This window comes from Bradyrhizobium sp. 62B (assembly GCF_030272265.2).
Taxonomy (GTDB): Bacteria; Pseudomonadota; Alphaproteobacteria; order Rhizobiales; family Xanthobacteraceae; genus Bradyrhizobium.
The window spans coordinates 6433231-6453564 of sequence record NZ_CP092841.2 but is presented as its reverse complement, the minus strand read 5'-3'; the positions used below and the strand labels follow the sequence as shown (position 1 = coordinate 6453564).

The window sequence follows — 20334 nt, the reverse complement described above, 5'->3', positions numbered from 1 at the left end:
AGAAACCCATGTCAGGAGACTATGACGTCGCCGTCGTCGGCGGCGGATTGCTCGGCTCCGCCATTGCCTGGGGCCTCGGCCGCCTCGGCAAGAAGGTGGCCGTGCTCGACGAAGGCGACATCACCAAGCGCGCCTCGCGCGCGAACTTTGCGCTGGTCTGGGTGCAGAGCAAGGGGCTCGGCATGCCCGCCTATACGGTGTGGACGGTGCAGGCCTCGCAGGCGTGGGGCCGGCTGGCGTCCGAGCTGAAGCAGCAGACCGGGCTCGACGTCGCCCTCCAGCAGAACGGCGGCTTTCATCTCACCCTTGGCGAGGACGAATTCGGCCAGCGCGCCGAGCTCGTCAAGCGGATGCACAACCAGGCCGGCGCGGCCGACTACAAGATGGAGATGCTGCGGCCCTCGGACGTGAAGAAGGCGCTGCCGCTGATCGGGCCCGAAGTGTCCGGCGGCAGCTATTGTCCGCTCGACGGCCACGTCAATTCGCTGCGCACGTTCCGGGCTTTCCATACAGGGTTCAAGGCGTTCGGCATCGACTACTTTCCGGAGCGGCCGGTCTCGGCGATCAGCAAGAGCGGCGGCGAATTCCGCCTGACCACGCCAAAGGGCGAACTGCGCGCCGCCAAGATCGTGCTTGCTGCCGGCAACGCCAACCAGACGCTCGCGCCGATGGTCGGCCTCTATGCACCGATGGGTCCAACCCGCGGCCAGGTCGTGGTGACCGAGCGCACCATGCCGTTCCTGCCGCATCCCTTGACCACGATCCGCCAGACCGACGAGGGCACGGTGATGATCGGTGACAGCAAGGAGGATGAGCTCGATGATCGCACCCTGAAGCCCTCGATCAGCGGCGTCATGGCCGATCGTGCGCAGCGCATGTTTCCGCATCTGTCGCGGCTCAACGTCGTCCGAAGCTGGGCCGGCATCCGCGTCATGCCGCAGGACGGCTTTCCGATCTACGACCAGTCGGAGACGCATCCCGGCGCCTTCGTCGCCTGCTGCCATTCCGGCGTGACGCTCGCGTCCAACCACGCCTTCGAGATCGCGCGCATGGTCGTGCAGGGCGCGCTCGAGCCCGAGCTGGTCGGCGCGTTCTCGGCGAGCCGTTTCGGCGCCGCCGGCGCGGCGAACAACAGCGGCTACTAGAGATATTGAGGAAGCCAGGATGTTCAGACGATCCGAACAGGACAAACGGCCGGCCGTGCAAATCTTCGTCGACGGCGTCGCCGTCGCGGCACGCCAGGGCGACACCGTCTCTGCCGCGCTGCTGGCCTCCGGCGTCGACGCACGGCGCTCGACGGCGGTAAGCGGCGCGCCGCGCCTGCCCTATTGCATGATGGGCGTGTGCTTCGACTGTCTCGTCACCATCGACGGTGTCGGCAACCGCCAGGGCTGTCTTGTGCCCGTCGCGGAGGGCATGCAGGTCGAAATCCAGAAGGGCAAGCGGGAGATCGGAAAATGACTGTGGCTCCCAAGCGCGAAGACTATGACGTCGTGGTGATCGGCGCGGGACCTGCGGGCCTCGCCGCCGCGGCAACCTCTGCCGAAGCCGGCCTCGCAACGCTGCTGCTCGACGAGAATGCCGGTCCGGGCGGTCAGGTGTTTCGCGCCATCGCCTCGACGCCGGTGACTGATCGCAAGCAGCTCGGCGAGGACTATTGGGTCGGTGCCGATCTCGTGCAGTCGCTGCGCGCTGGCAGCACCGAAGTGATCCATCGCGCGACCGTCTGGAGCCTCGATCGCAATCTCGACATCGCGGTTTCGATCGGCGGCGCCTCCGCCTTCGTTAGGGCGAAGCGCGTGATCCTCGCGACCGGTGCGCTGGAGCGGCCGTTCCCGATTCCCGGCTGGACCTTGCCGGGCGTGATGACCGCCGGCGCGGCGCAGACCATGCTGAAATCCTCGGCGCTCGTGCCCGACGGCCGCACGGTGATCGCGGGGCAGGGCCCGCTGCTCTGGCTGCTCACCGCGCAGATCCTGCGGCTCGGCGGCCGCATCGACCGCATCCTCGACACCACCGAGCGCGGCAATTATTTCGCGGCGCTGCCGCATGCCTTTGCTTTCCTGACCTCGCCCTATTTCGCCAAGGGCCTGTCGATGATGCGCGAGGTGAAGGCGAAGGTGCAGGTCGTCTCCGGCGTCACCGAGCTTGCGGCGGCCGGCGACGGCCAGCTCGCGAGCGTGAGCTATGTCGCGGGCGGCAAGCGCGAGACCATTGCCGCCGATCTGCTCTTGCTGCATCAGGGCGTCGTGCCCAATGTCAATCTGGCGATGGCGGCCGGCGTCGAGCACCGCTGGGACAATCTGCAACTGTGCTGGTCGCCGGTGCTCGATGCGAGCGGCAATTCGTCAGTTGCCGGCATCGCGATCGCCGGTGACGGCGCCGGCATCGGCGGCGCCAATGCGGCCGTTGTGCGCGGCCGCATCGCCGCGCGCGCGGCGGTCGAAGCGCTGGCCCCCGCTTCTGCCGCGAAGCTTGCGCCGATGGCAACGCTCCGTTCCGATCTCGCCAAGGCGGAACGCGGCCGCGTCTTCCTCGACACGCTGTTCCGCCCCGCGCCGCAATTCCGGATCCCCTCGGGCGACACGATCGTCTGTCGCTGCGAAGAGGTGACGGCAAAGGACGTGCTCGATTCCGTCGCGATCGGCGCGACCGGGCCCAATCAGCTCAAAGCCTATCGCCGCACCGGCATGGGCCCGTGCCAGGGCCGTCTCTGCGGCCTCACCGTCACGGAGCTGATGGCGCAGGCGCGCGGGAAGACGCCGCAGGAGATCGGCTATTACCGGCTGCGCGCACCGGTCAAGCCGATCACGCTCGCCGAGCTCGCCGCCGTCCCGAAGAGCGAAGACGATATCAAGGCGGTGGTGCGCGGATGACTCGAAATGTGGATGCGATCGTCATTGGTGGCGGCATCCACGGATGCTCGACCGCGCTGCATCTCTGCCTCGCCGGGCTGAAGCCGGTGCTGATCGAGAAGGACTATGCCGGCCGCCATGCCTCCGGCGTCAACGCCGGCGGCGTGCGCCAGCTCGCGCGGCATATTCCCGAGATCCCGCTCTCGATCCGCTCGATGGGAATCTGGGAGAAGATTTCGGATCTCGTCGACGACGATTGCAGCTTTGAAAGCTACGGCCAGGTGCTGGTCGCGGAGAACGAGGAGGAGCTCGCGGTCTGCCGCGCGCGTGTCGCCGAGCTCAACGCGCTCGGCTTCACCCATGAAGAGCTGATTGACGCTGCCGAACTCCGGCGTCTCGTGCCGGCAGTCGCCGAAACCTGCCCTGGCGGCGTCGTGTCGCGCCGCGACGGCGCGGCCAATCCGGCGCAGGCGACGACGGCGTTCCGTCGCAAGGCCGAGCAGCTGGGTGCGACCGTGCGCGAAGGCATGGCCGCCGGCAACATCCGCTATGACGACGGCCTCTGGCATGTCGATGTCGGCCCTGAGACATTTGCCGCGCCGGTGCTCGTCAATGCCGCCGGCGCCTGGGCCGGCAAGATCGCGGCTGATCTCGGCGAGCCCGTTCCGGTCGAGACCGTGGCACCGATGCTGATGATCACCTCGCGCGTGCCGCACTTCATCGATCCCGTCGTGATCCTGCGGGGGCGAAAGCTCTCCTTCAAGCAATTCAAGAACGGCACCGTGCTGATCGGCGGTGGTCATCTGGCGACGCCCTATCAGGATCGCAACGAGACGGTGCTGGACTGGAAGAGTCTCGCGACCAGCGCTCGCACCGTGTTCGAGCTGTTCCCGGTGATGCGCAGCGCCACCATCGTCCGCGCCTGGGCCGGCATCGAGGCCAAGATGAAGGACGACATTCCGGTGTTCGGTCCGAGCAGCCGTCACAAGGGCCTCTATCACCAGTTCGGCTTCTCGCTGCACGGCTTCCAGCTTGGCCCCGGCGCTGGCGCCGTGATGGCGGAGCTGATCGTCAACGGCGGCACCCAGACCCGCATTGGCGATCTTGGCATCGACCGTTTCCATCCTTCCACGCTCTAAAGAGGAACATCATGAGCATCACCCGCAGCATCCGCACGCCCATCATGCACCGCGCCGTCGAAGCCAATGGCTTCGTCTTCCTCGGCGGCACCATCGCCGACGACACCTCGGTCTCGATGGGCGAGCAGACGCGCAACATCCTCGGCAAGATCGCCGGCTATCTGAAGGAAGCGGGAACCGACAAGAGCCGCGTCGTCAGCGCCTCGATCTTCGTCACCGATCTCTCCAAGAAGAAGGAGATGGACGCGGCCTGGACCGAGTTCTTCGGCGACAATCTGCCGACCCGCGCCACCGTCGGCGTCGCCGATCTCGGCGGCAGCGCGCTGATCGAGGTGGTGGTCACCGCGCTGAAGGGCTGATGGCACAGCGACCAGGGACGATAGCGCCTCTCGCGCTGTCGTCTCCTCGCGCCGTGCCTTGATCTCGCCCTTCGAAGAGAATAGTTAGGGGCTCCCTCAACCAGGATCGTTCCAGCCATGGATTTCACCCCGACCGCAAAGCCCATCCGCCTTGCCCACGGGGAATTCCATGCCTGCTTCCATCATCCTGTCGAACCTGTCGCTGTCCACGCCTGACGGCCGTCCTCTTTTCTCCGACGTCGATCTGACATTTGCGGACGAGCGGACCGGTCTCGTCGGCCGCAATGGCGTCGGCAAGACGACGCTGCTTGCGTCGATCTCAGGGGAGCACCTTCCTCAGTCCGGACGCGTTCTGGTCAACGGCAGCATCGGCCTGCTGCGTCAGGACGTGCAATGGCCGGCAAGCGCGACCGTGGCCGATCTGTTCGGCGTGCGGCCGGCGCTCGAGCTGCAGCGCCGAGCCGAGCGGGGCGAGGCCTCCGCCGACGACATCGCTGCGATCGACTGGACACTCGATGCGCGGCTGGAGGCCGCGCTGGCGCGCCTCGGGTTCGCTTCCTCTCCCGACACCGAGCTGTCGTTCCTGTCCGGCGGCCAGATCACGCGGGTTCGGCTCGCTGCGCTGATCTTCGCAGAGCCCGACTTCCTGCTGCTGGACGAGCCCACCAACAATCTCGACCGGGACGGACGCAAGGCCGTAACCGATCTGCTGGCAGCCTGGCGCGGCGGTGCGATCGTTGTCAGCCACGATCGGGACCTGCTCGACACCCTGGATGCGATTGTCGAGCTGACGTCACTCGGCGCCGCGCGCTACGGCGGCAATTGGAGCAGCTTTCGCGAACAGAAAGCCGTCGAGCTCGCCGCCGTCAGGCACGACCTCGCGCATGCCGAGAGGCGGCTGTCCGAGATCGACGGCAAGGCGCAGGAGGCCGCGGAGAAGAAGGCGCGCAAGGACAGCGGCGGCAGAAAGAAGCGCGCCAAGGGCGACATGCCGCGCATCCTGGCCGGAGCGCGCAAGGATCGCAGCGAAGACACCGGCGGCAAGACTGCGCAGATCGCCGAGCGGCAGCGCGCAAACGCGCGCGAGGCCGTCGACGCGGCGCGCCGGCGCGTCGAGATCCTTCAGCCGCTTTCCGTCAAGCTGCCGGCGACGGGTCTGCCGGCGGGCAGGGAGGTGCTCTGGCTCGACGGCGTCAGTGCCGGCTACCGGCCGGAGCAGCCTATCTTGCGCGATCTCTCATTTGCGATCGTCGGGCCGGAGCGCGTCGCGCTGGTCGGGCCCAACGGCTCCGGCAAGACGACACTGCTGAAACTCGTCGCGGGCGAGCTGCGACCGCTTTCAGGCGTGGTACGGGTCAGGCCGGATCTCGCGCTGTTCGACCAGAGGGTCAGTCTGCTCGACCCAGGGCTCTCCATCCTGGACAATTTTCGGCGCCTCAATCCGGCAGCGGGTGCGAACGAGTGCCATGCCGCGCTGGCCCGGTTCATGTTTCGCGCCGATGCCGCCTTGCAAGGCGCCGGACGTTTGAGCGGCGGGCAAATGTTTCGCGCGGGGCTCGCTTGCGTGCTGGGCGGGCAGACGCCGCCGTCCCTCTTGATCCTGGACGAGCCGACCAATCATCTCGACCTCGAGTCCATCGAAGCCGTCGAAGCGGGATTGCGGGCCTATGACGGTGCGCTGCTCGTCGTCAGCCACGACGAAGCGTTCTTGCAGGCAATCGGGATCACGCGGCGGATCGATGTTGCCGGCAAGTTGCCGCGCATCGATGGCGGGATCATCTGACCCCGCCTTGCAGTTTTGAATTTGGCAGTGATTTTCAAAAACCCGACGCCCTGCCCCCAGCGCGTCGGGTGGAAAAAATGAGTATGAATTTCGTGATCCCAACCCGATTGTTGTGACGCCTGCCGCATCATTTTACTACTCCGGGAAACTACCGCGTCGGAACCTGGGGCTTCGCGGTGCGCTGGCCTATGAGGCCGTGCTTCCACCCGGCTCCAGCGCCTCGCCGATCTCCAGCGGGTGGGCCATGGTCTCGTGCAGCGCCTCGCGGTCGAGCTCGCCTTCGGAGATGCTGATCACGACGCAGGCAACGCCGTTGCCGATCAGATTGGTCAGCGCGCGGCACTCGCTCATGAACTTGTCGATGCCGACCAGGATCGCGATCGACTGGATCGGGATGTCAGGCACGATCGAGAGCGTCGCGGCGAGCGTGATGAAGCCGGCGCCGGTCACGCCCGAGGCACCCTTCGAGGTGATCATGGCGATGCCCAGGATGCCGAGCTCCTGCCAGATCGTCAGATGGGTGTTGGTCGCCTGCGCCAGGAACAGCGTCGCCAGCGTCATGTAGATGTTGGTGCCGTCGAGGTTGAAGCTGTAGCCGGTCGGGATCACGAGGCCGACCACCGAGCGCGAGGCGCCGAGATGCTCCATCTTCTGGATCATCTGCGGCAGCACCGTCTCCGAGGACGAGGTGCCGAGTACGATCAGGAGCTCGTCCTTGATGTAGGCGATGAAGCGCAGGATCGAGAAGCCGGCGAGCCGTGCGATCGCGCCCAGCACGATCAGCACGAACAGGATGCTCGTGAGATAGAACGTGCCGATCAGCGCGGCGAGGTTGAGCAGCGAGCCGAGGCCATAGGCGCCGACGGTGAACGCCATCGCGCCGAAGGCGCCGATCGGCGCGACGCGCACGATGATGCGGATGATGCCGAAGAACATCTTCGCGGCCTTGTCGATCGCATCCGCAATGGGTTCGCCGGCCTTGCCGAGGAAGGCGATGGCGAAGCCCGAGAGGATCGAGATCAGCAACACCTGCAACAGGTCGCCGCGGGCGATCGCGCCCAGATAGCTGTCGGGGATGATCGCCATCAGATGGGCGACGATGCCCTCTTCCTTGGCCTTGGTGACGTAGGTCGCCACCGATTTCGGATCGATCGTGGCGGGATCGATATTGAAGCCGTGGCCCGGCTGGAGGATTTCGCCGACCAGCAGGCCGACGGCGAGCGCGACGGTCGAGACCGCTTCGAAATAGATCAGCGACTTCAGCCCGACCCGGCCGACGCGCTTGAGGTCGCCCATCGAGGAGATGCCGTGCACCACAGTGCAGAAGATGACAGGCGCGATCATCATCTTGATCAGCGCGATGAAGCCGTCGCCGAGCGGCTTCAGAGCCTTGCCGAGATCGGGATAGACATAGCCGATCAGCACGCCGAGCGCGATCGCGATCAGGACCTGGACGTAGAGGATCTTGTACCAGGGTTGGTGCCGGCGGAGGATGGCTGGCTGGATCGCGACTTGTGTCATAGAGTGTGCCCTGAACGCATTGATGGTGCAGGATTCGGCTCGTGCATGATCTGCACCATGTGATGGCCACCGCAGAAGTGACAATCACATTTTTGTCGGATCGCACGAAGATCGATCGCTGCACCGCAATTGGGGGGAACATGACGACTGCAACCGGCTCCGGCCAGCAAACGCCGGGCTATTTTCCGCGCTGGAAACTCAGGACCTCGGGCGTGATCATGCCGGAGGAGCGGCTGTCATGGGGGCAGACAATCGTCTCCGGTCTGCAGCATTGCGTCGCGATGTCCGGCTCGACGATCATCGCCCCGCTGCTGATGGGGTTCGATCCCAACGTTGCGGTCCTGTTCTCGGGCATCGGCACGCTGATCTTCTTCGTCATTGTCGCCGGGCGCGTGCCGAGCTATCTCGGCTCGAGCTTCGCCTTCATCGCCGTCGTTATCGCCGCCACCGGTTATGCCGGGCAGGGGGCGAATCCCAATATTTCGGTTGCGCTCGGCGGCATCGTTGGCGCCGGCGTGCTCTACGGCGTGATCGCGCTGATCGTGATGTGGTCCGGTGTCGGCTGGATCGAGCGGCTGCTGCCGCCGGCTGTCACCGGCGCCGTGGTCGCCGCGATCGGCCTCAACCTCGCACCCGTCGCGGTCAAGGCGGTGAGCGCCAATACGTTCGACACGGCAATCGGGCTCGCGACCGTTCTGATCATCGGCGTGGTCGCCGTCGCAGCCCCTGGCCTGTGGCGCAGGCTGCCGATCATCCTCGGCGCGATCGGTGGATATTTTCTGTATCTGCTGTTCGCGAACGGTCTCGGCTTCGGCAAGCCGATCGACTTCACCCAGCTTTCGGCCGCGCCGTGGTTCGGCCTGCCGAACTTCACAGCGCCGACGTTCCAGGCCGACGCCATCTTCCTGATCGCGCCGGTCGCCGTCATTCTGGTTGCCGAGAACCTCGGCCACATCAAGGCCGTCGGCGCCATGACGGGCCGCAGTCTCGATGCCTATCTGGGTCGCGCCTTGTTCGCCGACAGCCTTGCGACCATCGTCGCCGCCTGCGGCGGCGGCACGGGCGTCACCACCTATGCCGAGAATATCGGCGTCATGGCCGCGACCAAGGTCTATTCGACATTGCTGTTCGCCTTCGCTGCCATCGTGTCGATCCTGCTCGGCTTCTCGCCGAAATTCGGCGCGCTGATCCTGTCGATCCCGGGCCCCGTCATCGGCGGCCTCTCGATCGTGCTGTTCGGACTGATCGCGGCGATGGCGGGCCGGATCTGGGTCGAGAATAAGGTCGACTTTGCAAATCCTGCAAACCTGATCACCGTCGCCGTGGCGTTGACCGCGGGCGCCGGCGATCTCACGCTCAAATTCGGTGCGTTCACGATCGGCGGGATCGGCACCGCAACCTTCGGCGCGATCATCCTCTATCAGATCCTGACCTCGCCACTCGCGCGCCGCGCGGAATGAATCCCAGGGATGCACTGAAGGGATGGAACAAAAGGCGCTTTCCGTCGATGATGAGGCATTCCGGAGAGAACCCATGCCGCAACCCGATCGCTCGACTTCGTTTCCCTCGCGCCTCGTCGGCCAATACGCGCTGGTGACCGGCGCCTCACAAGGCATCGGCCGCGCGGTTGCCGTCAGGCTTGCCCAGGAGGGTGCAACGGTCGCCATCAATTATTTCGAGCACGAGGAGCGGGCCGAGGAGACGCGCGCGCTTGCGCGCGCCGCTTCGCGCGATCGCGGTCACGGCGAGCCCGATCATTGCATCGTCAAGGCCAATGTCGGCAGCGAGCAGGACATCGCCGCGATGTTCGAGACGGTCCTGTCGCGCTTCAAGCGCCTCGACTGTCTCGTCAACAATGCCGGCTTTCAGAAGGAATCGCCGAGCGAGGCGCTCGACGTCGAAACCTATCGCCGGATCATCGACGTCAACCTGAACGGCGCCGTGCTCTGCGCGCAGAAGGCTCTTGCGCATTTCGTCAAGCGCGGCGGAGGCGGCAGCATCATCAACTGCTCCAGCGTCCACCAGATCATTCCGAAGCCCGGCTATCTCGCCTATTCGATCAGCAAGGGCGGCATGGCCAATCTGACCCGTACGCTGGCGCTGGAGTTCGCCGGCCGTGGTATTCGCGTCAACGCGGTGGGGCCCGGCGCGATCGACACGCCGATCAATGAAGCCTGGACCGGCGATCCGGAGAAACGCGGCGTCGTCACCTCCCACATTCCCATGGGACGCGTCGGCACGCCGGAGGAGATCGCCGCCGTCTTCGCCTTCCTCGCCTCCGATGATGCGAGCTACATCACCGGACAGACCCTCTATGCCTGCGGAGGCCTGACGCTATTCCCGGAGTTTCGCGAGAACTGGGCGAGCTAGGACGTGATCTGGCAAAACCGCCCGGCGCAGCCTACATCTGCCTCATGGCAAACGCTCCGCTGGCAACCCCTCCGCTCCAGGATTTCATCGATCGGCACGACAAGCTGTTCGTGCTGACCGGCGCCGGCTGCAGCACCAATTCGGGCATCCCCGATTATCGCGACAGCAATGGCAATTGGAAGCGGACCCAGCCGGTCAACTTCCAGTCCTTCATGTCGGACGAGCTTACGCGCCAGCGCTATTGGGCCCGCAGCCTGATCGGCTGGCGGCGGTTCGGCCAGGCGAAGCCGAACGACGCGCATCACGCGCTGGCGCGGCTCGAGGCGAGCGGGCGCTGCGAGATGTTGCTGACCCAGAACGTCGACCGGCTGCATCAATCCGCCGGCCACCGCCAGGTGATCGATTTGCACGGACGGCTCGATCTGGTCCGCTGCATGGGCTGCGGGGCGAAGACGCCGCGGAGCGAATTCCAGGATGCGCTCGGCCGCGCCAATGCGGAATGGCTGACGCTCGATGCCGCCGATGCGCCCGATGGCGACGCCGATCTGGAGCACGCGGAGTTCTCGTCGTTCACGGTACCTGCTTGCGAAGCCTGCGGCGGCATCCTCAAGCCCGACGTCGTGTTCTTCGGCGAGAACGTCCCGCGCGACATCGTCGCGACCGCGCAGGACCATCTGTCGCAGGCCGATGCCATGCTGATCGTCGGCTCGTCGCTGATGGTCTATTCCGGATTCCGCTTCGTAAAGGCTGCCGCGCAGCGCAACATTCCGATTGCGGCGGTCAATCTCGGCCGCACCCGCGCCGACGATCTCCTGACGCTCAAGGTCGAGGAGCGCTGCGAGGCGGCGCTTGCATTCCTGCTCTGATCGCGCAGGCTGCGAACACGCCTTGCCTATTGCATAGGTGCCGCGCAAAATAGCCGGGCACGGCGTTGCCGGCATGCCTCATGGCACGGGAATTGCTGCGCTTTCAGCCACAGTCTAGACGATCAGCACGGAGAATTTGGAATGCTTGAGGGAGCCGAGGTGCGGCTTGCCGTCGATATCGGTGGCACGTTCACCGACATCGTGCTGGACGTGGGCGAGGCGCGCAAGACGCGCAAGCTGCTGACGACGCCGCAGCGGCCCGAGCAGGCGGTGCTGGACGGCATGCGTCTCATTCTTGCCGACGCGCGCGCCCATATCAGCGACATCGACGTCTTCATTCACGGCACCACGCTCGCGACCAACGCGATCATCGAGCGCCGCGGTGCCAGGACGGCCCTGATCGCGACCGACGGCTTCCGCGACGTGCTCGATATCGGCACCGAAAGCCGCTACGACCAGTACGATCTCGGCATCGACAAGCCGAGGCCGCTGGCGCCGCGTTCCCTGCGTTTCACCGTGCCGGAGCGCGTCGATGCTCACGGCGCCGTCCGCCTCCCGCTTGACGAAGCTTCGGTGCGAGGCCTCGCGCCAAGATTGCGCGAGCTGGGCGTCGAGAGCGTCGCGATCGCCTTCCTGCACTCCTACGCCAATCCCGAGCACGAGCGCCGCGCCGCCGCGATCCTGGCCGAGGAGATGCCCGGCATCTCCTTGACCGTGTCCTCCGCCGTTTGTCCCGAGATCCGTGAGTATGAGCGCACATCGACTGCGGTCGCGAATGCCTATGTGCAACCGCTGATCGACGGTTATCTCGCCCGCATGGCCGACGCCTTGCAGGTCGAACAGTTCCGCGGCGCGATCTACCTCGTCACCTCGGGCGGCGGCGTCACCTCGATCGAGACGGCGCGGCGTTTTCCGGTGCGTCTCGTCGAATCCGGCCCCGCCGGCGGCGCGATCTTCGCGGCGCAGATCGCGGCAAGGCTTGGCGAGAGCAAGGTGCTGTCCTTCGACATGGGCGGCACCACCGCAAAGATCTGTCTGATCGAGAAGTACCAGCCCGAGACCTCGCGCGTGTTCGAGGTCGATCGCGCCGCGCGCTTCCTCAAGGGCTCCGGCCTTCCGGTGCGCATCCCCGTGATCGAGATGGTCGAGATCGGCGCCGGCGGCGGCTCGATCGCGCATGTCGACGCCATGAAGCGCGTCACGGTCGGCCCGGAGAGCGCCTCGTCGGAGCCGGGCCCCGCCTGCTACGGCCGCGGCGGCCAGCGTCCGGCGGTGACCGATGCGGACGTTGCGCTGGGCATGATCGATCCCGATGCGTTCGCCGCCGGCACGATCAAGCTCGACCCCGAGCTGTCGAAGCAGGCGCTGCTGCGTGACGTCGGCGAGCCGCTCGGCTTGTCCGCGGAAACCGCGGCCTATGCCGTGCACGAAGTCGTCTGCGAGAACATGGCGAGTGCGGCGCGTGTCCACGCGGTCGAGCGCGGTGAGATCGTCGGCCAGCACACCTTGATTGCCTTTGGCGGCGCCGCGCCGCTGCATGCGGCGCGCGTTGCCGAGAAGATCGGCGTCTCCCGGGTGATCGTGCCGTCGAATGCCGGCGTCGGCTCGGCCGTCGGCTTCCTGGCAGCTCCCATCGCCTATGAGCTGGTGCGCAGCCGTCATGTCCGGCTCGACGATTTCGACACCGAGGGGGTCTCCGACCTCTTGCAGGAGATGGTGACCGAAGCGCGCGCTTTGGTCGAGCCTGGCGCTGCCGGTGCGCCGGTGCGCGAGCGCCGTGCCGCCTTCATGCGCTATGTCGGCCAGGGTCATGAGATATCCGTCGAGCTGCCGAACCGGCGGCTGACGACAGCCGATCTCGCGGGCCTGCGTCAGAAGTTCGAGGCGGACTATTCCGCGATGTTCGAGCGGGCCATTCCAGGCGCGGCGATCGAAGTCTTGAGTTGGTCGGTGCTGGCGACCACCGAGGCGCGCAATCCGCCGGCCGTTGCTTCCGTCGCGCGCAAGCCCGCGGCCAAGGCGTCCGGCAGCCGGAAGTTCTTCGACGGCCGCGCCGGCGAGGTCATCGAGATCCCGCTCTATCGCCGCGAGGACATGGCGCCGGGCGCGACCATTGCGGGACCCGCCGTGATCGCGGAGGACGAAACATCTACTTTTGTCTCCACCAGTTTCAACGCGCATATCGACGGTGCCGGCAGCATCGTCATGGAACGAAAGGCGGCCTGATCATGAGCAAGGCAAATGGCGCGAGCCTGATCGACCTTCAGATCATGTGGCACCGGCTGATCGCCGTGGTCGAGGAGCAGGCGCAGGTGCTGCTCCGCACCGCCTTCAGCCCGATCGTGCGCGAATGCGGCGACCTCTCCGCCGGCGTGTTCGACCTCAGGGGGCGCATGCTGGCGCAGGCGGTGACGGGCACGCCCGGTCACGTCAACTCGATGGCGGAATCGGTCAAGCACTTCATCAATCATTTTCCGCTGGCGACGATGAAGGAGGGTGATGCCTACATCACCAACGACCCCTGGATGGGCACCGGCCACCTCAACGATTTCGTCGTCACCACGCCCTGCTTCAAGGACGGCAAGCCGGTGGCGCTGTTCTCCTGCACCAGCCATCTCATGGACATCGGCGGCATCGGCTTCGGCCCTGACGCCACCGACGTGTTCATGGAGGGGCTTTACATCCCCATGCTGAAGCTGATCGACCAGGGCGTCGTCAACGAGACGCTGATGGCGATGATCCGCACCAACACGCGCCTGCCGATCGACACCGAGGGCGACACCTATTCGCTCGCCGGCTGCAACGACGTCGGCTGCGAGCGCCTGGTCGAGATGATGACCGAGTTCGGCATCGACACGCTCGACGAGCTCGGCGACTACATCTGCGATCGCTCGCGCGAGGCGGTGCTGGCCGAGATCGCAAAGCTGCCGAAGGGCAGCTGGCGCAACACGATGGTCGTCGACGGCTATGATGCCCCGGTGACGCTGGCGGCGACGCTGACGATCTCGGACGACGGCATCCACGTCGATTTCGACGGCACGTCCGCCGCCTCGAAATTCGGCATCAATGTGCCGCTGTCCTACACCACCGCCTACACCGTGTTCGGCCTCGGCTGCGTCGTCGCCTCGCAAATCCCGAACAATGCCGGCTCGCTCTCGCCGCTGACGGTCTCGGCGCCGGCGGGCGCGATCCTCAATGCGCCGAAGCCGGCGCCCGTGGCCTCCCGCCACATCATCGGCCAGATGCTGCCCGACGTGGTGTTCGGCTGCCTGCGTCAGATCATCCCCGAGCGCGTGCCGGCGGAGGGCACCTCCTGCCTGTGGAATCTCAACGTCCGCGGCCAGACCCGTTCCGGCGTCGGCGGCAATTACGGGTTCTCGATGGCGGTGACGTCCAATGGCGGCACCGGCGCGCGCTTCGGCAAGGACGGCCTGTCAGCCACCGCTTATCCAAGCGGCGTGCGCGGCACGCCGGTGGAGATCGCGGAGACGCAGACGCCTTTGATCTTCTGGCGCAAGGAGCTGCGTCCGGATTCCGGCGGGGCAGGGCGCACCCGCGGCGGTCTCGGCCAGATCATTGAGGTCGGCAGCGGCGTCGATGCGCCGTTCGACATCCTCGCGGCCTTCGACCGCATCGATCATCCGCCGCGCGGACGCGATGGCGGCAAGAACGGCGAAGCCGGCTATGTCGGCCTCAAGTCCGGCAAGAAGCTACGCGGCAAGGGCTTTCAGCAGGTGCCGCCGGACGACCGCCTCGTGGTGCTGACGCCCGGCGGTGCCGGCATCGGCGCGCCGACCGAGCGCGATCGTGCGGCGGTCCAGAACGATATCGAAAGCGGGCTCGTGTCCGCGGACAATGCTGTTGCAGTTTATGGATACGCGCGCTGACGGTGTCAGTGCACGTGGTAACAAACGGAGGGGCTCGATGATCACGCGACGGAATTTCACCGCGGGCGCAGCGACGCTGCTCGCCGCCGGCCACATCTCGACCCGCGCGCGGGCGGCGACGACGAACTGGGATATGTCGACGGTCTGGCCCGACGGCAATTTCCACACCCAGAACGCAATGGCCTTCGCGGAGGAGGTGAAGAAGCAGACGGGCGGCGCGGTCGCCATCACCGTGAAGGCCGGCGGCCAGCTCGGCTTCAAGGGACCCGAGCATCTGCGCGCGGTGCGCGACGGCCTGGTGCCGCTCGCCGACGTCCTCAACATCCAGCAGGTCGGCGACGAGCCCTTCATGGGCGTCGAGAGCATTCCGTTCCTCTGCGGCTCCGTGGACGAGCTGAAGGTGCTGCACAAATATGTGCGGCCCGAATACGAGAAGATCGCCGCGCGCAACAACCAGAAGATCCTCTACATCGTGCCGTGGCCGACGCAGTATCTGCACCTCAAGGCCAAGGTCGCCGACGTCGAGGGCCTGAAGAACATCAAGATCCGCGTGCCCGACAAGAATGCGGTGGACATGCTGAATGCGATCGGCATGGCGGCGGTGATGATCCCCTGGGGCGAGACGATTCCCGCGCTCGCCTCGGGCGCCGTATCGGGCGTCTCCACTTCGTCGGTATCAGGTGTCGACGGCAAGTTCTGGGAATTCCTGAAATATGTCTACCCGACCAACCACGTCTGGTCGTCGCAGATGCTCACCGTCAATCTCGATTCCTGGAAGGCGCTTCCCGCGGACCAGCAGAAGCTCGTGGCGGATATCGCCGCGAAGATGGAGCCGGGCTTCTGGGCGAACTCGCTCAAGGCCGACGTCGACAGCCTCAACCGCCTCAAGGAGGGCGGCATGGAGGTGGTGCCGGTCTCTGACGCGATGATGAAGGACATCCGCGCCAAGACCGCGCCGCAGCTGGACGCCTTCCTCAAGCGCGTGCCGGCGGCCGACAAGCCGGTGCGGGCCTATCTCGCCGACATGAAGCGCGGCTGAGGGCGGCGTCGTGGTGAGCGTTTCGCCCGAAGCACCACAGAGCCTCAACGCAGCGGCGCCCGCGCCGCTGCGCATCCTGCTCGACGGCATCGATCGTCTCGGCCGGCTCGACGGCTGGATCGGCGGCGGCTGCCTGTTGATGCTGACGCTGCTGATGCTGTGCGAGGTCGCGACGCGATTCCTGTCGAACTTTCTGCCGTTCTTTCCGCCGAGCATCTCGATCGCCTGGGAGTATTCCTCCTATCTGATGGCGGCGTCGTTCACCTTCGGCGCCGCCATGACCTTGCGGGTCGGCGGCCACATCCGCGTCGTGCTGCTCCTGAAGAACGCCCCAGTGGCGGTGCAGCGCGGGCTCGAGATCCTCTCGGCCGCGGCCGGCTTCGCCTTCATGGCCTTCCTGACATCGTCGATGGCGAAGTTCGCCTTTGCCGCGTACACGCGCGGCCAGGTTTCGACCTCGAGCGATACGCCGCTGTGGTTTCCGGAAGCCGTCGTCACCTTCGGCATGCTGCTGCTCACGCTGCAGTTCCTGGCGCGGGCAATCCAGGCCGTGCTCGGCCTGCCGCTGGAAGATCACCGCATGAAGGCCTCGCCCGTCGAATGACCGCCTTGCCCGCTCCCGGATTTAGGATCGCATGACCATCGAAGTCGTTGCCCTGTTCGCGATCCTGTTTGCGCTGCTGGCCTGCGGCGTGTGGATCGGCCTGACGCTTGCGCTCACCGCGACGCTGCTGCTCGCGATGTTCCGGTCGATCCCGCTCGACAAGCTGCTGCCGCAATACGCCTGGAACATCCTGACCACGCAGGAGCTGCTGGCGCTGCCGCTGTTCATCCTGATGGGTGAGCTCTTGTTCCGCACCCGCCTGTCGCGCTCGCTGTTCCAGGGGCTGGCGCCCTGGGCCGGGCTGCTGCCGGGCCGTCTTCTGCATGTCAACGTGATCGGCTGCACCATCTTCGCGGCGATCTCGGGCTCGTCGGCCGCGACCACGCAGGTGATCGGCCGCATGTCGCTCAACGAGCTGTTGCGCCGCGGCTATTCCCGCGACATCGCGATCGGCTCGCTCGCCGGCGCGGGCACCCTGGGTTTCCTGATTCCGCCGTCCAACATCATGATCATCTACGGCGTGCTCGGCGACGTCTCGATTCTCAAGCTGTTCACGGCCGGTGTGCTGCCGGGCTTCCTGCTCGCTGCCACCTTCATGGCCTGGGTAATGCTGCACACCAGCCTCAAGCCCGCGATGGTGCCGGAGACGGAAGCAAAGCTCTCGGAGGTGCCGTGGGGTGAGCGCTTCGCCGCGCTGAAGGATCTCGCGCCCGCGCTGTTCCTGATCGCCTGCGTGCTCGGCTCTATGTATGGCGGGCTCGCAACGCCCTCGGAAGCCGCCGCCGTCGGCGTGCTCGGCGCGGCGCTGGTGGCCTGGGCGCAGGGCGCGATGTCGCAGCAGGTGATGCGCGACGTCTTGATCGGCTCGGTCGTCACCTGCTCGATGATCGCGCTGATCGTGCTCGGGGCCTCGATCCTCGGCAACGCCGCGGCCTTCCTCGGAATTCCCCAAGCGGTCGCCGCCTTCGTCAAGGGGCTCGGCCTGTCGCCCTTCATGCTGATCGTCGTGCTGGTCATCTTCTACCTCGTCCTCGGCTGCTTCCTCGACGGCTTCTCGATGATCGTGATGACGCTGCCGATCGTGCTGCCCATCGTGAAGGGTGCGGGCTTCGACGAGATCTGGTTCGGCGTCTTCCTGGTGCTCGCCGTCGAGATGGCGCAGATCACCCCGCCGGTCGGCTTCAACCTGTTCGTGATCCAGGGCCTGACGGACGACGGCCTCGGCTACATCGCGCGCGTCACGATGCCCTATCTGATGATCATGGTCGGCTTCGTGCTGCTGCTGACGCTGTGGCCGGGCATCGTCACGATCCTGCCGCGGATGCTGTACGGGTAATTCGCTCCTGGAGCAGCAGCGTAAGAACGCTGCAGCGCGTCCGGGACACGAGTGACGCGCCGTAGCTACGCTTCGTCTTGTTGCTGACGCCGCGGCACGGCATCGTCACGATTTTACCGCGCGTGCCGTGCGGCTAGCTGCGAACGAGAAGCGGCTGCAATGTTCATGCGATCAGAGTTGCAACGCGCGATCGCGAATGCATGTGACACTGCAGGATCATCTCGACCATCCTGCGGTTGCCGTGGTTCTACGGTCTCCCGTATGAGATGCGCTTTTGCCGAAAACCGTGCGACAAAATGATTTCATTGTTCGGATCGCTGCTCGGTCTTTAGGCAAATTAAATCCTTTCGGCGCTTACCTGAAGTTCACAGGTTCGATTTTTGCGAATGCCACGTTGGAGGCTCCCATGCGGACCAATCTTCCGGTCACGACCACCGAATATCCCATTACCGACGAAGCCCTCATCGTCTCGCGCACCGATACGAAAGGGAAACTGACCTACTTCAACGATCAGTTCGTCGAGGCCTCCGGGTTTGCCGAGGCGGAGTTGATGGGGCAGCCTCACAACATCATCCGCCATCCGGATATGCCGCCAGCGGCCTTCGAAAATCTGTGGGCCACGCTCCAGCAAGGAAAGCCCTGGTCGGGTGCCGTCAAGAACCGGCGCAAGAACGGCGACTTCTATTGGGTGCTGGCGACGGCGTCTCCCATTCGAGAGAACGGACAGATCGTCGGATACAGCTCCATCCGCACCAAGCTGCCTGCCGACCAGCGCGCCGAAGCCGAGCAGGTGTATGCGAAGATCCGGGAGAACAAGCCGCACGACTATAGGCTGGACGCCGGCATGCTCCGCAGACGTTCGTTCAGCGATCGGTTGGCCATCTTCCCGGGCACGCTGAATGCGCGCCTGGTGACGCTTGTCGCCATCCTCTCGCTGTTCCTGCTCGTGATCGGCGTCATGGGCTTGCAGGGGACACGCCAAAGCAATTCGCGGCTGCAATCGATTTACGAGGACCGCGCGGTGCCGCTGGCACAGCTCTTCGAAATCAATGACCGGATGAGAGACAACACGGTGCTGCTGTTCGAGGCGGCCGCCAATGGACGCGCCGGAAAGCCGGTCGAAGGAATCACAGCCAAGGTGAACGCCAATTTGGAGAAGGTTGGGAAGGCCTGGGCCGACTACATGGCGACCTACCTGACGCCGGAAGAAAAAGGTGTTGCCGACAGCTTCACGCCCAAGCGCGTGAAATATGTCGAGCAAGGGCTGAAGCCGGCGCTGTCGCTCGCTGCCGAGCGAAAGTACGACGAGCTCGCCGCCGTGCTGGCCGGGCAGGCGCGCGAGCTGTACGAGGCGGCGAAAGCCGATCTCGACAAGCTCGTGGCGATCCAGGTCAAGGAAGCCAAGGCCGAATACGACGCGGCCGAACACGAATATGGCTGGCTGGTCGGCGCGGCGCTTGCCCTCCTGGTGACGAGCATCGCCATCGGCGGGCTCGTGAGCCGGCAAACCATCCGTGCCATCGTCCGCCCGCTTCAGCGCCTGAACGATGCGATGCTCAGCATCAATCAGGGCAAGCTCGACAACCGCATCGTTGTCGAAAGAGACGACGAGCTCGGCGTTGCCTTGCGAAACCTGCAGACGCTACAGGCCATCGTTCGATTCGACCGCGACGAGCTGAAGGCGACCGAGAAGAGGTCAGCGACCCAGCGCAAGCTGGAGATGATCAAGCTCGCCGGCAGTTTCGAGAGCGCGGTGGGCGAGATCATCGAAACCGTCTCGTCGGCCTCGACGGAGCTGGAGGCCTCGGCGAACACGCTGACCTCGACCGCGGAGCGCGGAGAGAAGCTCGCGACGATGGTTGCGGCGGCTTCCGAAGAAGCCTCGACCAACGTGCAGTCCGTCGCGAGCGCGACGGAGGAGTTGTCATCCTCCGTCAACGAGATCGGCCGGCAGGTCCAGGAATCCGCGCGAATGGCCAATGAGGCGGTCGAGCAGGCGCGCATCACCGATCAGAAGGTCGGTGAGCTGTCCAAGGCTGCGGCGCGGATCGGCGACGTGGTCGAGCTCATCACCACGATCGCGGGTCAGACCAATCTGCTCGCATTGAACGCAACGATCGAGGCTGCGCGGGCCGGCGAAGCCGGCCGCGGCTTTGCCGTCGTCGCCTCCGAGGTGAAGGCCCTGGCCGAGCAGACCGCCAAGGCCACCGGCGAGATCTCCCAGCAGATTTCCGGCATTCAGGGCGCGACCCAGGACTCGGTCAACGCCATCAAGATGATCGGAAGCACGATCAAGTCCTTGTCGGAGATCTCGTCGACCATTGCGGCGGCTGTCGAGGAGCAGGGCGCGGCGACCCAGGAGATCGCACGCAACGTGCAGCAGGCCGCTCAAGGCACCCACGAGGTCTCGTCGAACATCACGGACGTCCAGCGTGGCGCGACCGAAACCGGCTCGGCCTCGTCCCAGGTTCTCAATGCGGCGCAAGCGCTTTCAAGCGACAGCGAGCGGTTGCGGACGGAGGTCGGTCGCTTCCTTGATGGTGTCAGGGCGGCCTGAGCGAATTTCGAGGGAGTG

Annotated in this window: 16 protein-coding genes; 15 read left to right on the top strand and 1 reads right to left on the bottom strand. The window is 65.6% G+C overall.

The features are described from left to right. Positions 1–8: 8 nt before the first annotated feature. From ML401_RS30935 to ML401_RS30910, 6 genes are all read left to right on the top strand, one after another. The gene (locus ML401_RS30935; protein WP_211415929.1) at positions 9–1145 is read left to right on the top strand and encodes an FAD-binding oxidoreductase; all 1137 of its coding nucleotides are present in this window, start codon (positions 9–11) and stop codon (positions 1143–1145) included. A 19-nt stretch (positions 1146–1164) separates the two neighbouring features. Then, positions 1165–1461 (top strand): (2Fe-2S)-binding protein, encoded by a 297-nt coding sequence (locus ML401_RS30930; RefSeq protein WP_194404377.1) that lies wholly within the window; start codon positions 1165–1167, stop codon positions 1459–1461. Then, positions 1458–2876, top strand: coding sequence for an NAD(P)/FAD-dependent oxidoreductase (locus tag ML401_RS30925; RefSeq protein ID WP_211415931.1), 1419 nt, complete (start codon positions 1458–1460; stop codon positions 2874–2876). Before ML401_RS30930 ends, ML401_RS30925 begins: the two co-directional genes overlap by 4 nt. Continuing rightward, positions 2873–3994 carry an FAD-binding oxidoreductase gene (locus tag ML401_RS30920; RefSeq protein ID WP_285807941.1) on the top strand — a complete coding sequence of 374 codons (1122 nt, stop codon included), beginning with the start codon at positions 2873–2875 and terminating at the stop codon, positions 3992–3994. Before ML401_RS30925 ends, ML401_RS30920 begins: the two co-directional genes overlap by 4 nt. Positions 3995–4005: 11 nt before the next feature. Then, positions 4006–4353 (top strand): RidA family protein, encoded by a 348-nt coding sequence (locus ML401_RS30915; protein WP_018317734.1) that lies wholly within the window; start codon positions 4006–4008, stop codon positions 4351–4353. A gap of 169 nt (positions 4354–4522) precedes the next feature. Beyond that, entirely contained in the window at positions 4523–6136 is a 1614-nt protein-coding gene (locus ML401_RS30910; protein WP_285807940.1) for an ABC-F family ATP-binding cassette domain-containing protein, read from the top strand. Positions 6137–6322: 186 nt separating this feature from the next. Here ML401_RS30910 and ML401_RS30905 read toward each other — a convergent pair whose 3' ends face one another. Continuing rightward, the gene (locus ML401_RS30905) at positions 6323–7657 is read right to left on the bottom strand and encodes a dicarboxylate/amino acid:cation symporter (RefSeq protein ID WP_194404373.1); all 1335 of its coding nucleotides are present in this window, start codon (positions 7655–7657) and stop codon (positions 6323–6325) included. Positions 7658–7797: 140 nt separating this feature from the next. Between ML401_RS30905 and ML401_RS30900 the strand changes: the two genes are divergently transcribed. The 9 genes from ML401_RS30900 (at position 7798) to ML401_RS30860 (ending at position 20316) form a co-directional block, all read left to right on the top strand. Continuing rightward, positions 7798–9117, top strand: a complete 1320-nt coding sequence (locus ML401_RS30900; protein WP_285807939.1) for a solute carrier family 23 protein — start codon at positions 7798–7800, stop codon at positions 9115–9117. Positions 9118–9190: 73 nt separating this feature from the next. Further along, the gene (locus ML401_RS30895; RefSeq protein WP_285807938.1) at positions 9191–10027 is read left to right on the top strand and encodes a glucose 1-dehydrogenase; all 837 of its coding nucleotides are present in this window, start codon (positions 9191–9193) and stop codon (positions 10025–10027) included. 44 nt (positions 10028–10071) lie between these two features. Then, the gene (locus ML401_RS30890) at positions 10072–10893 is read left to right on the top strand and encodes an NAD-dependent protein deacetylase (protein WP_211415937.1); all 822 of its coding nucleotides are present in this window, start codon (positions 10072–10074) and stop codon (positions 10891–10893) included. 141 nt (positions 10894–11034) lie between these two features. Further along, the gene (locus ML401_RS30885; protein WP_285807937.1) at positions 11035–13119 is read left to right on the top strand and encodes a hydantoinase/oxoprolinase family protein; all 2085 of its coding nucleotides are present in this window, start codon (positions 11035–11037) and stop codon (positions 13117–13119) included. A 2-nt stretch (positions 13120–13121) separates the two neighbouring features. Further along, positions 13122–14780: a hydantoinase B/oxoprolinase family protein gene (locus ML401_RS30880; RefSeq protein ID WP_285807936.1), complete on the top strand. Its 1659-nt coding sequence runs from the start codon at positions 13122–13124 to the stop codon at positions 14778–14780. 37 nt (positions 14781–14817) lie between these two features. Next, entirely contained in the window at positions 14818–15819 is a 1002-nt protein-coding gene (locus ML401_RS30875; RefSeq protein WP_285807935.1) for a TRAP transporter substrate-binding protein, read from the top strand. A gap of 10 nt (positions 15820–15829) precedes the next feature. After that, entirely contained in the window at positions 15830–16423 is a 594-nt protein-coding gene (locus ML401_RS30870; RefSeq protein ID WP_211415941.1) for a TRAP transporter small permease subunit, read from the top strand. A 31-nt stretch (positions 16424–16454) separates the two neighbouring features. Beyond that, positions 16455–17759: a TRAP transporter large permease gene (locus tag ML401_RS30865; protein ID WP_285807934.1), complete on the top strand. Its 1305-nt coding sequence runs from the start codon at positions 16455–16457 to the stop codon at positions 17757–17759. Between the two features lie 406 nt (positions 17760–18165). Further along, positions 18166–20316, top strand: coding sequence for a methyl-accepting chemotaxis protein (locus tag ML401_RS30860; RefSeq protein WP_285807933.1), 2151 nt, complete (start codon positions 18166–18168; stop codon positions 20314–20316). The last annotated feature ends 18 nt before the right edge of the window (positions 20317–20334 follow it).

Coding starts and splice junctions, on each gene's coding strand:
- ML401_RS30925 (WP_211415931.1), top strand. CDS start 1,458: ATGACTGTGGCTCCCAAGCGCGAAGACTATGACGTCGTGGTGATCGGC.
- ML401_RS30905 (WP_194404373.1), bottom strand. CDS start 7,657: ATGACACAAGTCGCGATCCAGCCAGCCATCCTCCGCCGGCACCAACCC.
- ML401_RS30930 (WP_194404377.1), top strand. CDS start 1,165: ATGTTCAGACGATCCGAACAGGACAAACGGCCGGCCGTGCAAATCTTC.
- ML401_RS30885 (WP_285807937.1), top strand. CDS start 11,035: ATGCTTGAGGGAGCCGAGGTGCGGCTTGCCGTCGATATCGGTGGCACG.
- ML401_RS30865 (WP_285807934.1), top strand. CDS start 16,455: ATGACCATCGAAGTCGTTGCCCTGTTCGCGATCCTGTTTGCGCTGCTG.
- ML401_RS30935 (WP_211415929.1), top strand. CDS start 9: ATGTCAGGAGACTATGACGTCGCCGTCGTCGGCGGCGGATTGCTCGGC.
- ML401_RS30880 (WP_285807936.1), top strand. CDS start 13,122: ATGAGCAAGGCAAATGGCGCGAGCCTGATCGACCTTCAGATCATGTGG.
- ML401_RS30920 (WP_285807941.1), top strand. CDS start 2,873: ATGACTCGAAATGTGGATGCGATCGTCATTGGTGGCGGCATCCACGGA.
- ML401_RS30860 (WP_285807933.1), top strand. CDS start 18,166: ATGCGGACCAATCTTCCGGTCACGACCACCGAATATCCCATTACCGAC.
- ML401_RS30910 (WP_285807940.1), top strand. CDS start 4,523: ATGCCTGCTTCCATCATCCTGTCGAACCTGTCGCTGTCCACGCCTGAC.
- ML401_RS30900 (WP_285807939.1), top strand. CDS start 7,798: ATGACGACTGCAACCGGCTCCGGCCAGCAAACGCCGGGCTATTTTCCG.
- ML401_RS30915 (WP_018317734.1), top strand. CDS start 4,006: ATGAGCATCACCCGCAGCATCCGCACGCCCATCATGCACCGCGCCGTC.
- ML401_RS30890 (WP_211415937.1), top strand. CDS start 10,072: ATGGCAAACGCTCCGCTGGCAACCCCTCCGCTCCAGGATTTCATCGAT.
- ML401_RS30875 (WP_285807935.1), top strand. CDS start 14,818: ATGATCACGCGACGGAATTTCACCGCGGGCGCAGCGACGCTGCTCGCC.
- ML401_RS30895 (WP_285807938.1), top strand. CDS start 9,191: ATGCCGCAACCCGATCGCTCGACTTCGTTTCCCTCGCGCCTCGTCGGC.